This window comes from Nonomuraea sp. NPDC050478 (assembly GCF_044458265.1).
GTDB lineage: Bacteria > Actinomycetota > Actinomycetes > Streptosporangiales > Streptosporangiaceae > Nonomuraea > Nonomuraea ferruginea.
The window spans coordinates 758015-773433 of the sequence record NZ_JBITHT010000006.1; the positions used below are offsets into that span (position 1 = coordinate 758015).

16 protein-coding genes are annotated in these 15419 nt (G+C 68.7%); 11 read left to right on the forward strand and 5 right to left on the reverse strand.

The window, feature by feature from the left end:
- Positions 1–256: 256 nt before the first annotated feature.
- Positions 257–1765 carry a trypsin-like serine peptidase gene (locus ACIBF7_RS32645; protein WP_397198840.1) on the forward strand — a complete coding sequence of 503 codons (1509 nt, stop codon included), beginning with the start codon at positions 257–259 and terminating at the stop codon, positions 1763–1765.
- A gap of 195 nt (positions 1766–1960) precedes the next feature.
- A complete protein-coding gene (locus ACIBF7_RS32650; protein WP_364237010.1) occupies positions 1961–3445 on the forward strand; it encodes a hypothetical protein in 1485 nt (494 codons plus the stop codon).
- A gap of 50 nt (positions 3446–3495) precedes the next feature.
- On the opposite strand, the gene ACIBF7_RS32655 is transcribed toward ACIBF7_RS32650, so the two are convergent.
- The gene (locus ACIBF7_RS32655; RefSeq protein WP_219548952.1) at positions 3496–4854 is read right to left on the reverse strand and encodes a hypothetical protein; all 1359 of its coding nucleotides are present in this window, start codon (positions 4852–4854) and stop codon (positions 3496–3498) included.
- 133 nt (positions 4855–4987) lie between these two features.
- Positions 4988–6160 carry an NADP-dependent malic enzyme gene (locus ACIBF7_RS32660; protein ID WP_271276585.1) on the reverse strand — a complete coding sequence of 391 codons (1173 nt, stop codon included), beginning with the start codon at positions 6158–6160 and terminating at the stop codon, positions 4988–4990.
- Positions 6161–6451: 291 nt separating this feature from the next.
- Here ACIBF7_RS32660 and ACIBF7_RS32665 point away from each other — a divergent pair, with 291 nt between their 5' ends.
- Genes ACIBF7_RS32665 through ACIBF7_RS32680 form a run of 4 tightly spaced genes read left to right on the forward strand, consistent with a single transcriptional unit; the run spans position 6452 to position 9351 of the window.
- A complete protein-coding gene (locus tag ACIBF7_RS32665) occupies positions 6452–7300 on the forward strand; it encodes an ABC transporter substrate-binding protein (protein WP_148029353.1) in 849 nt (282 codons plus the stop codon).
- A gap of 3 nt (positions 7301–7303) precedes the next feature.
- Positions 7304–8131: an amino acid ABC transporter permease gene (locus ACIBF7_RS32670; protein ID WP_148029352.1), complete on the forward strand. Its 828-nt coding sequence runs from the start codon at positions 7304–7306 to the stop codon at positions 8129–8131.
- Positions 8128–8871 (forward strand): amino acid ABC transporter ATP-binding protein, encoded by a 744-nt coding sequence (locus tag ACIBF7_RS32675; protein ID WP_271276584.1) that lies wholly within the window; start codon positions 8128–8130, stop codon positions 8869–8871. Before ACIBF7_RS32670 ends, ACIBF7_RS32675 begins: the two co-directional genes overlap by 4 nt.
- A 54-nt stretch (positions 8872–8925) precedes the next feature.
- A complete protein-coding gene (locus ACIBF7_RS32680) occupies positions 8926–9351 on the forward strand; it encodes a CGNR zinc finger domain-containing protein (RefSeq protein ID WP_148029350.1) in 426 nt (141 codons plus the stop codon).
- On the opposite strand, the gene ACIBF7_RS32685 is transcribed toward ACIBF7_RS32680, so the two are convergent.
- Complete coding sequence (locus ACIBF7_RS32685; protein WP_148029349.1) at positions 9321–9617, reverse strand: S24 family peptidase; 297 nt, start codon at positions 9615–9617, stop codon at positions 9321–9323. The two genes, ACIBF7_RS32680 and ACIBF7_RS32685, sit on opposite strands and share 31 nt — an antisense overlap.
- 90 nt (positions 9618–9707) lie before the next feature.
- Here ACIBF7_RS32685 and sodN point away from each other — a divergent pair, with 90 nt between their 5' ends.
- The 3 genes from sodN to ACIBF7_RS32700 all read left to right on the forward strand — a co-directional run bounded on the left by sodN (position 9708) and on the right by ACIBF7_RS32700 (position 11460).
- Positions 9708–10109 (forward strand): superoxide dismutase, Ni, encoded by a 402-nt coding sequence (gene sodN / locus ACIBF7_RS32690; RefSeq protein WP_148029348.1) that lies wholly within the window; start codon positions 9708–9710, stop codon positions 10107–10109.
- Positions 10110–10237: 128 nt separating this feature from the next.
- On the forward strand, positions 10238–10663 hold the full coding sequence (locus tag ACIBF7_RS32695; RefSeq protein ID WP_148029347.1) for an anti-sigma factor: 426 nt from the start codon (positions 10238–10240) through the stop codon (positions 10661–10663).
- A 17-nt stretch (positions 10664–10680) separates the two neighbouring features.
- The gene (locus tag ACIBF7_RS32700) at positions 10681–11460 is read left to right on the forward strand and encodes an RNA polymerase sigma factor SigF (RefSeq protein WP_187280956.1); all 780 of its coding nucleotides are present in this window, start codon (positions 10681–10683) and stop codon (positions 11458–11460) included.
- On the opposite strand, the gene ACIBF7_RS32705 is transcribed toward ACIBF7_RS32700, so the two are convergent.
- The gene (locus ACIBF7_RS32705; protein ID WP_246640839.1) at positions 11457–11816 is read right to left on the reverse strand and encodes a hypothetical protein; all 360 of its coding nucleotides are present in this window, start codon (positions 11814–11816) and stop codon (positions 11457–11459) included. The genes ACIBF7_RS32700 and ACIBF7_RS32705 overlap by 4 nt on opposite strands.
- A 131-nt stretch (positions 11817–11947) precedes the next feature.
- On the opposite strand from ACIBF7_RS32705, the gene ACIBF7_RS32710 reads away from it, so the two are divergent.
- The gene (locus tag ACIBF7_RS32710) at positions 11948–12913 is read left to right on the forward strand and encodes a diacylglycerol kinase family protein (protein WP_148029345.1); all 966 of its coding nucleotides are present in this window, start codon (positions 11948–11950) and stop codon (positions 12911–12913) included.
- 276 nt (positions 12914–13189) lie between these two features.
- Entirely contained in the window at positions 13190–13444 is a 255-nt protein-coding gene (locus ACIBF7_RS32715) for a WhiB family transcriptional regulator (protein WP_148029344.1), read from the forward strand.
- A gap of 118 nt (positions 13445–13562) precedes the next feature.
- Here the strand turns inward: ACIBF7_RS32715 and ACIBF7_RS32720 are convergent, their stop codons facing one another.
- A complete protein-coding gene (locus ACIBF7_RS32720) occupies positions 13563–15047 on the reverse strand; it encodes a PAS domain-containing sensor histidine kinase (RefSeq protein ID WP_148029343.1) in 1485 nt (494 codons plus the stop codon).
- Positions 15048–15419: the final 372 nt, after the last annotated feature.

Here is a 15419-nt window from a genome sequence, read left to right on the forward strand (position 1 = left end):
GAGGGGGCCGCACCGCTCTCGCCAGTCACACTAACAACATCCTTATGCTGATCTGCGAGAACACCCGGCCGGTGTCCTTCCCCCGGCTCCTGCGCTGAAGCCTCTCAAACATCACAGATCGATCACGCCCGACATGTCGCCTCTTTTTCATTCAAAGCGGCTTCCTGTTAGCAAGATCGACACTGTATCTTCCTGGCTATCCCTTTACTGACGCATGGGACGCAAGAGGCGTTCCACGACAGCGCAAGGAGTTACCTTGAAGCGCATCCTCCTTCCGGCCGGTGGCGCCGTTCTGGCCACTGGTCTCCTGGCTGCCGGCCTGGCCGGTACCGCTCAGGCCGACGCGAAGATCACCGACGAGGTCCTGGCCAGCCAGGCCAAGGCCGCTGAGATCCTCGACTTCTGGACCAAGTCCAACAACGCCGCCCTGAAGCAGGCCTCGGCCTACCACTGGGACAGCAAGGACGTCACGAAGGTCGTGTCCAAGGGCGGTTATTCGCCTGACGGCAAGCCTGGCTCCACCGCGCCCATCGGCGAGGAGAAGAAGTCCGCTGTCAAGACCCAGAACGTGAACCTGCCGAAGACCATCGGCAAGGTCTTCTTCGAGGGTCGCGACGGCAACCTGTACTGGTGCTCCGGCACCTCGATCCAGTCGAACTACCGCAACCTGGTTGCGACCGCTGGTCACTGCGTCTACGACGTGTCCGGCAACGCCGAGGTTGTGTCGCGCTGGGTCTTCGTCCCGGGCTACTACGAGGGCAAGACGCCGTACGGCGTGTACGTGGGCAAGCAGGCCTTCACCCACTACGACTTCGACGTCTACGAGGACTTCGACCGCGACTACGCGTTCGTCACCGTTTACAACGGCATCGGCGGTTCCCTGAACAAGCCGAAGGCGGTCACCAAGGCCGAGTACGACGCCTACAAGGGTGAGAAGTTCACCAAGAAGGTCGAAGTCAGCGAGGACGAGTTCAAGAAGGGTCGCCTCGACCCGAAGAACGCCAACCTGTACTTCCGTGACTGGGGCAAGAAGGACCAGGTCTCTGGCCCGGACTACCCCGGTGCCGAGGTGGCCAAGCACGAGGTCTCCAAGGAGGTCTACGACAAGGCGCGCACCGGCCAGGGCAACCTCCGCAAGTACGGCGAGCCCGAGGTCGAGCACGTCACCTGGCGCGAGGCCGAGAAGTACAAGGGCCCGGGCGAGGTCAAGATTGACCGCAAGGGCAACAGCACCATCACGCACTACTACGTGCAGGTGTGGTACAAGCCCGGCACCGCCACCAAGTACTACAAGGCCGAGTTCTACATCGTGGTCCACGAGGTCAAGGACGCTGGTCGCCTCGGCGACGTCGTCGGCGGCCAGGGCTTCGCGTGGAACCAGCCGACCGGCAAGTACGTCCGTACCTTCGGTTACCCGTACGGCAAGCACCCCGACGGCAGCAAGCCCTACACCGGCAAGACGCCGAAGTGGTGCTACGGCAAGACCGGCGCCAAGACGACTCAGGCCGCGAAGTACAAGGTCGAGGAGCACGTGTCCCTGAAGTGCGCCGTCACCGGCGGCTACGACGGTGGCCCGTGGCTCTTCAAGTACAGCAACGCCAAGCGTCTCGGCTACGTCAACGGTGTCACCAGCCTGCTGTACGACGCCGACGGCAACGACCGCTGGGACCACATCTCCAGCCCGTACTTCGACGGTGAGACCGCTGCGGTCTACAACGCCGCGAAGAACGTCTGGTCGGGCCAGATCACCCCGATGCCCAAGTAAGTCGGGTTGATCTCCCGGAGTCGGGGGTCCAAACCTCGGTTCCTTCTGCTTCACCCGAAGGGCCTGGCTCGCGCCAGGCCCTTCGGCCATTTCTGATGACATTTCTGACAAGATCCCTGTTCGTTTGTGACCAGAGGGACAGGAGTGTCGATAGGGTCTTTACACCCCTTGTAGATATACGTGTGGAGCCATCCCGTGAAGCGCCTGCTCATCCCCCTCGCAGCCGCCAGCCTGAGCGTCACCGCTCTGGCCATACCGGCCCAAGCCGCCCCCCACTGGGTCAAGGACCCTCTGACACCCCAAGCGAAGGACGCCTACGGCGCCGCCTTCTTCTGGCTCGACGCCAACGGCGCGGCCCTCAAGAAGGCCACCCAGTACCACTGGGACGCCAAGAAGGTCGACAAGATCGTTCGTAAGGGCGGAACCACTCCCGACGACGGCAAGCCGGGCGCCACGGCTCCTGCGACGACCGGCTCGGGCGGCAAGACCAAGAACGTCAACCTGCCGAAGACCATCGGCAAGGTCTTCTTCGTCGACAAGGCCGGCAAGCACCGCTGGTGCTCGGCCACCTCGATCCAGTCGCGCCACCGCAACCTCGTAGCCACCGCCGGCCATTGCGTGTACGAGAGCGGCGAGGACGTCTTCGCCAAGTGGGTCTTCGTCCCCGGCTACTACCAGGGCACCGCCAAGTTCGGCGTCTACGTGGGCGCCTACGCCTTCACGACCTACGACCTCGACACCTACGACGACTACGACGGCGACTACGCGTTCGTGGCCGTCCACAACGGCTTCGCGCTGGCCGGTGAGAAGGAAGTCACGCCCAAGGAGTACAAGGCGTGGGCCGGCGACAAGTGGGTCAAGCCGCGCGAGATCACCCGCGAGGAGTTCGGCAAGTGCCAGCTCAACCTCGGCGAGTGCTGGTCCGAGGGCAAGGACACGAACCCCGACCTGGTCGGCCCCGACCACCCGGACGCTGTCCTGGAGAAGGTCGAGGTCAGCCCGGAGACGTACAACAAGGCCAAGGTCGGCCGCGCGCAGGGCGCCAAGTACGGCGAGCCGGTGACCGAGGCGGTCACCTACGCCCAGTGGAAGGCCTACAAGGGTCCCGGCACCAAGGGCAAGGACAAGGTCGGCAACTACACCATCACGCGCTACCACGTGCAGCGCTGGGTGAAGCCCGGCACGTCCCGCAAGTACTTCGAGGGCCGGTTCGTCATCGGCGTGGCCAAGGACACCGGCCGCCTCGGTGACGTCGTCGGCGGCCAGGGCTTCGCCTGGAACCAGCCGATGAACCAGCAGACGATGGTCTTCGGCTACCCCGCCGCCCCGCACCCCGACGGCGACAAGCCGTTCACCGGCGTGACGCCGAAGTACTGCTACGGCAAGACGGGCACCAAGACCATCCAGGCGAACATGTTCAAGGTGGAGACCCACCAGGTGCTCAAGTGCTCGATGACCCCGGGCGCCGACGGCGGCCCGTGGCTCATCAAGTGGAACAACTCGAAGCGCACCGGCTACGTCAACGGCGTGACCAGCGTGTTCTACGACAACGACGGCAATGACCGGGTCGACCACATCAGCTCGGCCTACTTCGACGGCGAGACGGCGGACGTCTACAACAAGGCGAACTACGCCCAGACGAAGTCGATCGTCGGCCCGAACGGCGAGCTCCTGCAGTAGTCGTCAGAACGTGAAGAGCCCGCCGGTGCGCCCGGCGGGCTCTTTCGTCTTCAGACCCCCGCGAGTTCCCGCGTCCGCTCCCTCAGCGCCCTGACCGGGGCCTCGTTCTTGTACGGCTCCAGCCGCCTGCGCAGGTCGGCCATGTACGTGCGGGAGCGGGCCGACTGCAGCTCGCTCCCCAGCGTCATGGCGCCGAGCGCCACCGAGCAGGCTTCCTCCAGCTCGCCGCACTGCAGCAGCCCGGCGGCCAGCAGCGACAGGTTGAACATGCGGCCGCGCACGAAGCGGCCGTCCATGTCGAGCGAGCGCCGCGCCTGTCGTACGGTGCGCTCGCCCTCCCCCAGGTCGCGGAAGCAGTGAGCGATCTTGGCCGACAGGTAGGCCTCGTCGAAGTAGCCCAGCCAGGGCGGCTCGCCGGCCGGCTTGCGGACGTCGAACGCGCGCTCGGCCTCGTGCAGCGCCCCGCCGCAGGCGCGGGCGTCGCCCAGCCCGGCGTGCGCGTGCGCCTCCAGCACGTGGCTGGAGGCCAGCAGGGTGGCCACCCCGGCGCGGCGGGCCGAGAGCTGCGCGGCCCGGGCCAGGTCGAGCGCGTGCGCGTGCTGGCCCATGTAGATCGCCTGGTGTGCCATGCCCGCCAGGATCTCGCCGCCCAGGGCGTGGTCGTCGGAGCCCCTGGCCAGGCGCAGCGCCTGGATGAGGTAGCGCTGGGCGAGGCCGTGCTGCTCCAGGTCGTAGGCCATCCAGCCGGCCAGCCTGGTGAGCTCGGCGGCGGCCGCGGCCAGCTCGCGGCCGGTCTTGTCGCCGTACGAGCCGTCCTTGAGGAGCGGCGTCACGGCGGTGTCCAGATATCTCACGACAGACGAGCGCACGCGCCCGCTGCCGAACCGGTTGTCGAGCTCCCCGAACGAACGGGTGACCTCGTGGATGGCGGCGATGTCCGCACTGCCCACCCTGCGGGCGCCCGCCGCGCTGGGCCGCCCTTCCGGCGGGGAGGTGAGCCACCGCACCGCCCCTACGGAGCCCGCCCCGATCGCGAACGTCGAATCGAGCAGGAACCTCCGTCTCTCCACATCGGCCCGCCACAGCGCCGTCACGGTCGCGACCCCCTCCTGCCACGTGTGCGTGAACTCCTGCCCGAGATCGAGGGGCGTAGCGGCGGCGGGCATGCCCAGGTCATCAGCCGTGACGGGCCTGCCCAGCCGCTGTGCGAAGATCTCGGTCAGGAGCCCGGGCACCGGGTCCCGCGGCCGCTGGCCACCGATCCATCGGAGGACGGAGCTGTGGTCGTACTTCAGGCCGGGGGTGCCACGCGTGGCTCCCAGATCGTTGAGGCGCCTGGCCAGACCCTTGTGGGAAAAGCCCGCCTCCACGATGAGCTGCCGCAGCAGTCGATTGGGCTCGCGTTTCATCGCTCTCCTCCAGGCAGGAGCCGGCGCCCGCATCCTTACAGAGGGCTCTTGTTATAGCACGCTGGGTAAAGGATGTTTGAGGAATCCTTCACTCGCTGCCGACCCGGCGGGCTCCTGCCTGGAGAGAAGACGATCAGGCGCGGGCGACTCCGTCGGCCCTGGCCTGCGCGGCGACGGCGGCCGTGACCGCGGGGGCGACCCGCTCGTCGAACGGGCTCGGGATGACGTAGTCGGCGCTGAGGTCGTCGCCCACCACGCCCGCGAGCGCGTCGGCGGCGGCCACCTTCATGTTCTCGGTGATCGTGGTGGCCCGCACGTCGAGGGCGCCGCGGAAGACGCCGGGGAAGGCCAGCACGTTGTTGATCTGGTTGGGGAAGTCGGAGCGGCCGGTGGCCACGACCGCCGCGTGGCGGGCGGCGACGGCGGGCTCGACCTCGGGCGTCGGGTTGGACAGCGCGAACACGATGGCGCCGTCGGCCATGGCGGCGACCGCCCGCTCGGCGACGGTCGAGCCGGACAGGCCGACGAACACGTCCGCCCCTGCCAGCGCGTCCTCGGTGGATCCGGTGTGCTTGGCGCGGTTGGTGTCGCGGGCCAGGGCCTCCTTGACCGGGTTGAGCCCTTCGCGGCCGGAGTAGATCATGCCCTTGGAGTCGGCGACGGCGATGTCGCCGATGCCGGCCTCCAGCAGGATGCGGCTGACCGCGACGCCGGACGCCCCGGCCCCGGCCACCACGGCCCGCAGGTCGCCCAGCGAGCGGCCGGTCAGGCGGGCGGCGTTGCGCAGCGCGGCCAGCACCACGATCGCCGTGCCGTGCTGGTCGTCGTGGAAGACGGGGATGTCGAGCCGCTCGCGGAGCTGCCTCTCGACCTCGAAGCAGCGCGGCGCGCTGATGTCCTCGAGGTTGATGCCCCCGAACGAGGGCGCCAGCCGCACCACGGTCTCCACCAGCTCGTCGACGCCGGTGCAGGCGAGGCAGATGGGCACCGCGTCGACGCCGCCGAACTCCTTGAACAGCAGCGCCTTGCCCTCCATGACCGGCATGGCGGCCACGGGTCCGATGTCGCCCAGGCCGAGCACGGCGGTGCCGTCGCTGACGACGGCGACCACGTTGGAGATCCAGGTATAGGTGTCGGCCAGCGCGGGCGTCTCGGCGATGGCGCTGCAGACGCGTGCGACGCCGGGCGTGTAGGCGAGCGCCAGATCGTCGGCGTTGCGCACCGGAACGGTCGAGCGGACCTCAAGCTTCCCCCCGCGGTGCAGGGCGAAGGCCGGATCGGATTCGTGAGCGGATGTGATGGACACAGCGACCCCAGTAGTGGTTGTGACGGAAGAGACCTTGGGCAGACGGGCGGAGATGCCTGGCCTCGGTTCGCCAGGATCCCCTCGTCGATGCCTCGGAGGGGTACGGGGGTCACCCGTCGCTCCATAGTGACACATGCTGAGACGGGATCAGGTAGCCCCCCTGACGCCGCTTCGTTGACGCATCGTTAAAAGCCCGATGACTGACTGCAGCTAAACCCGCTCTAAACTGCACAAAGCTCAACCTTTCTCCGCATACCACTTCGAGGAGGCCTCCCCGTGGCCCTCTGGTCCATGAAGCGCCGAGGCATGGCCGCCGGCGCCCTTGCGTTGACCGCCACCCTGACCCTGTCCGCGTGCGGCAGCGACTCGGGAGGTTCCGGTACGACCTCCGCCAGCGCCTCCGCGGACGCCGGTGACGCGGCGGGCGGCGCCAAGCTGGTGCAGCCCGGCAAGCTGACGGTCTGCACCAACGTCCCCTACGAGCCGTTCCAGTTCAAGGAAGGTGACAAGATCGTCGGCTTCGACGTCGACATCGTGGACCTCGTCGCCAAGAAGCTCGGCGTCGAGCAGGAGATCGTCGACATCGACTTCGCGGTGATCAAGAGCGGCGCCGCCATGGCCACCAACAAGTGCGACCTGGCCGCCGCCGGCATGACCATCACCGAGGAGCGCAAGGCGAACATCACGTTCTCCGACCCGTACTTCGACGCCACCCAGGCCCTCCTGGCCAAGAAGGGCACCGGCGCCACGTCCCTGGAGGACGTCAAGGCCAAGGGTCTCAAGCTGGGCGCCCAGGCCAGCACCACCGGCCTCGACTACGTCAAGAAGAACGGGTTCGACCCGACCGAGTACGCCGACTCCCCCAAGGAGCTCCTCGCTCTGCAGGCCGGCCAGGCCGACGTGATCGTCCAGGACCTCCCCGTGGTGCTCACCTGGCTGAAGAAGCCGGAGATCGCGGAGAAGTTCGAGCTGATCGCCAGCCTCGACACCGGCGAGCAGTACGGGCTCGGCATGAAGAAGGACGCCGACCCGGTGCTGGTCAAGACCGTCAACGAGGAGCTCGCGGCGGCGAAGTCGGACGGCAGGTACGAAGAGATCTTCGTGAAGTGGTTCGACAAGAAGCCCGGCGAGCTGGGCTGATCCATGGCGGACCAGCCGAAGGCGGCTGAGCCGGCCCGGCGCCGGCTCAGCCCTCGCAAGAGGCAGCGCATCTTCCGCGGCGTCCAGTACGCCATCCTGGTCGCCGCCTTGGTCGCCCTCGCCCTTTACGCCGACTGGGCCAGCCTGGCCCAGAACTTCGCGCGGCTGGACATCGCCGAGCTGATGCTGCCCGACCTGTTCACGGTCGCGCTGCTCAACACGATGGTGTACGCGGTCGGCGGGTTTCTGTTCTCCTTCGTGTTCGGCCTGATCGTGGCGCTGATGCGGCTGTCCACGGTGGGCCCGTACCGGTGGCTGGCGACGCTCTACATCGAGATCTTCCGGGGCGTGCCCGCCCTGCTGGTCTTCCTGATGATCGTCTTCCTGCCGCTGGCGCTGCCAGGTTTCGCGGTGCCCTTCGGCACCTACGGCCAGGCCATTCTCGGCCTCGGCCTGGTCGGCACCGCCTACCAGGCGGAGATCTTCCGGGCGGGCCTGCAGGCGGTGCCCCGGGGGCAGACGGAGGCCGCCAGGTCGCTGGGCATGTCGGCGACCAGGGCCCAGTTCACCGTGGTGGTCCCGCAGGCCATCCGGATCGTCATCCCGCCGACCACCAACCAGTTCGTGGCCCTGCTCAAGGACTCCTCGCTGGTGCTCTTCCTGGGCGTTTCGGGCCAGTACGTCGATCTGACCAAGTTCGGCAACGACATGGCGTCCACCCACGCCAACGCCACGCCCATCCTGGTCGCCGGTCTGACGTACCTGATCGTCACGGTGCCGCTGGGCTACCTGGCGGGACGTCTGGAGAAGCGCAAGGGGACGAGCCGATGACGCACGCGATCGAGATCAGGGACCTGCACAAGCACTTCGGCCAGAACCAGGTGCTGCGCGGCATCGACATGACCGTCGAGCCCGGCCAGGTCGTCTGCGTCATCGGGCCGTCGGGCTCCGGCAAGTCGACGCTGCTGCGCTGCGTCAACCTGCTGGAGGAGCCCACCCGGGGCAAGGTCTTCGTCGACGGCGTCGAGGTGAACGACCCCGACGCCGACATCGACGCGGTACGACGCCGCATCGGCATGGTGTTCCAGCAGTTCAACCTGTTCCCGCACATGACGGCGCTGCAGAACGTGATGATCGCCCAGCAGCGGGTGCTGAAGCGCGGCAAGCGGGACGCCGAGAAGATCGCCAGGGAGAACCTGGAGAAGGTCGGCGTCGGCGAGAAGTGCGACTCCTTCCCCATCCAGCTCTCCGGCGGACAGCAGCAGCGGGTGGCCATCGCCAGGGCGCTGGCCATGGACCCCGGCCTCATGCTGTTCGACGAGCCCACCTCCGCGCTCGACCCCGAGCTGGTCGGCGACGTGCTCGCGGTCATGCGCAAGCTGGCCGAGGAGGGCATGACCATGCTCGTGGTCACCCATGAGATGGGGTTCGCCCGCCAGGTGGCCGACCGGGTGGTGTTCATGGACGGCGGCGTCATCGTCGAGGACGGCCCGCCCGCCCAGGTGATCGGCGATCCGCAGCACGAGCGGACCCGCACCTTCCTGGAACGCGTGCTGCACCCCGAGGAGTGACCGCTGGACGCCCGCGCGACCGGGCGTCCAGCACTTTTCGTGTAATACTCCCGCATGGACTTGACCTCTTACGCCGAGTGGGCGGTCCGTCTCGTCAACGACCCGGAACCGCCGCCCGGCCTGCGGGAGCTGCGGGCCGAGCTGGCCGCCGTGTTCGACGCCGCGGGCGCGGAGGAGCGGCTGGTGGCCCTGCTCAACGACCTGCTCGTGCGCTACCCCGTACGGCCTCAGCTCACCGACCACGACGGCCGGGGCTGGCACCTGCACCTGGCCGGCCACACCGGCGCCGCCGCCGTGATGGGGCTCGCCTCGGTGGTGGCGGAGCTGGGCGCCGACCGGCTCGGCCGCTGCCTGGAGACGCGCTGCGACCGCGCCTTCCTCGACACCTCGTCCAACCGGTCGCGCCGCTACTGCTCGCCCCGCTGCGCCAGCAGGGCCAACGTCGCGGCCTACCGGGCGCGCCGCCGCGGCGGCCAGTAGCGCAGCACGACGCGGCCCACGAGCTCGGGGACCGCGCCGAAGTCCCAGCTGTCGCGGCGGCCGCTCGCGCGCTGGTTGTCGCTCTCCAGCCACCAGCCGTCGGCGCCGTGCCAGGCGGCCCGCTTGACGATCAGCCGCTCCGGCTCGCCGGGCAGCCGGGCCACCACGATGTCGCCCGGCCGGGGCGGCACCCGGCGGCACACCAGCAGCCAGTCTCCCGGCAGCAGCGCGGGCCGCATCGAGTCGCCCTCGACACGCACTCTCATGGGCCGCCACCCCTTTCTCCCCGGGGGTTCGGAGACGAGTAAGGTCGGTACGAGGACCAAGCTCATTCGGCATCTAGGAAGGACTTTCTGATGCTCGCACGACTGCTACGACCCAAGCATGTCGCTTCCGCGCACTGCGACCTGCCCTGCGGCGTCTATGACCCGGCACAGGCCCGGATCGAGGCGGAGTCAGTGAAGGCGATCATGGAAAAGTACGCGGCGAACGAGGACCCGGTCTTCCGCGCCCGTGCCATCACCATCAAGGAGGAGCGCGCGGAGCTGGTCAAGCACCACCTCTGGGTGCTCTGGACCGACTACTTCAAGCCGCCGCACCTGGAGCAGTACCCCCAGCTCCACCAGCTCTTCTGGGACGCCACCAAGCTGGCCGGCGCCGCCGGGGCCAAGGGCACCGTCGACGTCGCCAAGGGCGAGGAGCTCCTCGGCAAGATCGACGAGATCTCCAAGATCTTCTGGGAGACCAAGGCCGCCTAAACCGGCCTAAAGGCTCTGTGCGGCCTTCAGGCCGCGCAGAGCCTTTTCCGTTGAGGGCGAGTCTGAATCCGCCAAGCAGCTCCTTCTGGCGGTAAGTTGCAGTCAGCGTCGTATACGCGAGGAGGAACGTGACCGAGGACACCGAGACGCGCGCGACAGGTGAGGCCGCCATCCGCGACGTGGTGAGCATCAGGCTCCCCGCCGACAGCGCCTACCTGTCTGTGTTGCGTACGGCCACAGCCGGCCTGGCCGCCCGGCTGGATTTCACGCTGGACGAGATCGAGGATCTGCGGATCGCGGTCGACGAGGCGTGCGCCATGCTGCTCAACGAGGCGGTGCCGGGCACCGACCTGACCGCCGAGTTCGAGCTCACCGGGCAGGAGATGCAGGTCCGCGTCGAGGTGGCGACCGTCGGGAGCTCCGCACCGAAACGCGATGACTTCGCCTGGATGGTGCTGACGGCCCTCGCCGACGACGTCGACGCGGTGACCGACGCGGCCGATCGCATGGCGATCATCCTGCGTAAGCGCCGAGGCGCGGCGAGGCCGGCGTGACGGAAAGGACTGGAGCCATGGCCGCCAGCGACCACGCCGTGCCCGACCGGGTCCGTGCTCGCATGCTGTTCGCCGAGCTGTCCGAGCTGGGCCCCGACGAGCCGCGCCGGCAACGCATCAGGGACGAGTTGGTCGAGCTCCACCTTCCCCTGGTCGAATACCTGGCCCGCCGCTTCCGCAACCGAGGCGAGTGGCTCGACGACCTCACCCAGGTCGCCACCATCGGGCTGATCAAGTCCATCGACCGCTTCGACCTCAACCGCGGCGTCGAGTTCTCCACGTACGCGACGCCTACCATCGTCGGCGAGATCAAGCGTCACTTCCGCGACAAGGGCTGGGCGGTCCGGGTGCCGCGCCGCCTGCAGGAGCTGAAGCTCTCGCTCACGAAGGCCATCAGCGAGCTCTCGCAGCGCGAGGGGCGCGCCCCCACGGTCGCGGAGCTGGCCGCCTTCCTGAAGATGACCGAGGAGGAGGTGCTGGAGGGTCTCGAGTCGGCCAACGCCTACTCGACGGTCTCCCTCGACGCGCCCGACTCCGGCGACGACGACGCCCCCGCGGTGTCCGACTCGCTCGGCATCGTGGACGAGTCGCTCGAAGGCGTCGAATACCGCGAGTCGCTCAAACCGCTGCTCGAACGGCTGCCGCCGCGCGAGAAGCGCATCCTGCTGCTGCGGTTCTTCGGCAACATGACCCAGTCGCAGATCGCCACCGAGCTCGGCATCTCGCAGATGCACGTGTCGCGGCTGCTCGCCCGCACCCTCGCCCAGCTCCGCGAGGGCCTGACGGCCGACGACTAGGCGTCGTCGCCGAAGAACGCGTGAGTGGTGGGAGGCGCCAGCAACATGCCCAGCCCGGCGAGGGCGACCGCGATCAGCGGGATCCCGAGCGCGGGCTGGTCTGACTGGATGAGCGTCACGGCGACCGGCAACAGGAAGATCTGGGCCACCACACCGGGGGCCCTCCCCCAGCGCTGGCCGGCCAGCAGCCCGCCCCATGCCACCCAGAGCAGCCCGGCGCCGATCAGCACCCCGAACGCGGCCTCGGCCAGCGCGGCCGTCAGGTCGGACGCCCCGCCGAGCACGGTCCCGACCGCGGCGTAAACTCCCAGGCCCAGCGCGACCAGCCCCTCAAGGGCGACGATCACGGCTGCCATCACCAAACTCCACGGACGCTTCCCCACACCCGAACCCTATCCGCCCCGGCCGCCTTACTTTCCCTGCGCGACCACCTTAAAAAAGGATGTTCACGACAAGCCGGACATCCATCAGCGGCTACCCTGGCCTCATGCGCGCGATGCTCCTGGTCAACCCCAAGGCCACCACCACCAACGCCCGCACGCGCAACGTGCTGCTCCGCGCGCTCGGCGCGGCCGTCGAGCTGGCCGTCGAGGAGACGGCCTACCGCGGCCACGCAGCCACGCTGGCCGCCACCGCCCGTGCCAAGGGCTACGACATGGTGGTCGTGCTGGGCGGCGACGGCACCATCAACGAGACCGTGAACGGCCTGCTCAACCCGGTCAACGGCGCCCCCGAGCCGCTCGGCGACGACCCGAGCATGAGCCGCCCCGCGCTCGCCGTCATCCCCGGCGGCAGCGCCAACGTGTTCGCCCGCGCCCTCGGGCTGCCCAACAACCCGGTGGAGGCCACCGGCGCGGTGCTGGAGGCGCTGCGCGAGGGCCGCCGGCGCACCGTGGGGCTGGGGCAGGCGCTGTGGGAGGGCGAGAGCCGCTATTTCACCTTCTGCTCGGGCCTGGGCTACGACGCCGAGGTCATCAGGGCCGTGGAGGGCCTGCGCGGCACCGGCCGCAAGGCCACGCCCGCCCGCTACGTGAACACCGCGCTGCGCCACTACCTCGCCACCGACAAGCGGCGTCCGGCGATGACGCTGACCGGCCCCGGCATCCCCAGGGCCAGGGGCGTGTTCATGGCGATCGTCTCCAACACCTCGCCGTGGACGTACCTCGGCAGCAGGCCGGTCCAGCCCACCCCGTGGGCCGGCTTCGAGACCGGGCTCGACCTGCTCGGGCTGCGCCGGATGGGCGTCATGGCCCTGCTGCCGGTGATCCGCCACATCCTCACGCAACGTGACAGCCTTCCGTCGGGCAAACACCTCGTGCAGCTGCACGACGAGGCCGAGTTCACGCTCACCGCGGACCGTCCCGTGGCCTTTCAACTGGACGGAGACTATTTGGGGGAACGTGAGGCCGTGACCTTCCGTGCTACACCGAACGCGTTACAAGTTCTGGTCTAGCTGGTTACATTCGGTCATGGTGTGACGCATACGACAGCCATTACGGGGAAAACTTGGGTGTTGCCCTCTTGCGTGCACTCTCCGTGGCTGAAAAGCTCATAGTGACGTCGGAACGTAGGACCTTTAGCCAAAACCCCTGGTCCTCCGGCGTATGCGGGCAGCCCCGGCTCCACCACAAGGTGCCGGGGAATTGTTCGCACGCCTTAGTGAAACTCTTCACAAAGTAGTAGCCGCACCGGAGCCGACCGCAGGCTCCATCTACTAAGGAGTGGACGCATGGACTGGCGACACCGAGCCGCCTGCCGTGACGTGGACCCCGAGCTGTTCTTCCCGATCGGGAACACCGGACCGGCACTCATGCAGATCGAGGAAGCCAAAGAGGTCTGCCGTTCCTGTTCGGCCGTGGAAGCCTGCCTCAAGTGGGCGCTGGAGTCCGGTCAGGACGCCGGTGTGTGGGGCGGCCTCAGTGAGGACGAGCGTCGCGCGCTCAAGCGACGCACCGCTCGGGCCCGCGCCCGCGCGACCGCCTGACCGACATCGACGCAGAAGGCAGGAACCCGCCTGAAAACCGCGACGAGCCGACCAGCCTGGCACGACACCGTGTCCGCCAGGACCGCGCCGCGTCCCCGATAGCCAGGGGACGCGGCGTTCAGGCTTTCTGACGGTCTCCCGCGGGCAGCGGGATGGAGAGCGTCGCTTCCGTGCCGCCGCCTTCGCGCGGTCTCACCGAGAGCTTGCCCGACAGCTCCCCCTCGACGAGCGTGCGGACGATCTGCAGCCCGAGGCTGGTCGAGCTGTCGAGGTCGAACCCCTCGGGCAGGCCCCTGCCGTCGTCCCAGACGACGACACGCAGCCGCTCGGGGCCCGACTCCACCACCACCTGCAGCCGCTCGGGCCGGCCGTGCTGGAGCGCGTTCTGCATCAGCTCGGTCAGGGCCATGGCCAGCGGCGTGGCGATGAGCGAGGGCAGCACGCCGAACGCCCCCAGCCGGCGCGGCGTGACGCCGGCCTCCGGCGCCGACACCTCCCCCGCCATCGCGATCACACGGTCGGCGATCTCGTCGAAGTCGACGAACTCCTCCGGCGCGTGCGAGAGGGTCTCGTGCACGATCGCGATCGACCCGACCCGCCGCACCGCCTCCTCCAGCGCCTCCCGGCCCTCCGGCACCTGCAGCCGCCTGGCCTGCAGCCTGAGCAGGGCGGCGACTGTCTGCAGGTTGTTCTTGACCCGGTGGTGGATCTCGCGGATGGTGGCGTCCTTGGTCATCAGCTCGCGCTCGCGCCGCCGCAGCTCGGTCACGTCGCGGATGAGCACCAGCGCGCCGATGCGGCCGCCGCCGACGATCAGCGGGATCGCGCGCAGTTGCACGATCGTGCCGCCGGACTCGACCTCGGTCTCCTTGGCGGCCCGCCCGCTGGCCACGATCATCAGGTCTTCGTTGATCGGCTCGTCGGAGTAGCACAAGGTGGCGGTGACGCGGCCCAGCTCCACGCCCACCAGGTCGGCGTGCAGGCCGAGCCGCCGGTAGGCCGACAGCGCGTTCGGGGACGCGTACGTGACCCGGCCGGCCCGGTCGAGCCGCAGCAGGCCGTCGCCGACGCGCGGCGAGCGCACCAGGATGGGCTCCTCGCCGGAGAACGGGAAGCGGCCCTCCGCCACCATCTGCGCCAGGTCGGAGGCGCTCTGCAGGTAGGTCAGCTCCAGCCGCGACGGGGTGCGGGCGGACGACAGGTTGGTGGAGCGCTGGATGACGGCCAGGAACCGGGCGTCGCCGCCGGGGACGGCCCGTCGCACCGGGATGGTCTCCTCCCGCACCGGGACGCCCGTCGACCAGTCGGGGTCGCCCTCGCGGCAGATGCGCCGCTCGCTCCAGGCGGTGTCGATCAGCGGGCGTTCGCCCCTGGCCACGACGCTGCCGACGACGTCGTCGTGGTAGACGGTGGGGCCGGTGGTGGGCCGCATCTGGGCGATCGCGATCCAGCCGTCCTCCCCCAGCAGCGGCGCCCACAGGATGAGGTCGGCGAACGACAGGTCCGCCAGCAGCTGCCAGTCGGAGACCAGCGAGTGCAGCCAGTCGAGGTCCGCCCCGTCGAGCGCGGTGTGGCGGACGACGAGGTCGCTGAGAGTCGGCACGACTGCATCATGCGTGGTTTCCCGCCGAACATCCAAACCGGCGCCCTGGCCGTACGCGCTCAGAGGACGGCCAGTGATAACCATCACATCACCGGCGGGGGCAGGAGACGAAAGGCACGTCTCCCGTACGACTGCGCACCTGCGCGAACAGGAAGGACGCGATCCTCGGTTGCCACGCCGCCCACGGCTGTGGATATCCTTCACCATCAGCCTGAGCTGCCCGTACGGGCGCGCGGCAGGGCAGGTGAGCGGGTCTGCAGAGCCGGGGCACCGGCGCGCTGCCCTCGCGCGCGGTTGACCGTGAGGGCAGATCTGGGTTCCGATGATCTAGCGGTGATCCGACACGCCCTCACCGCCGTGGCAGAAGTGAAG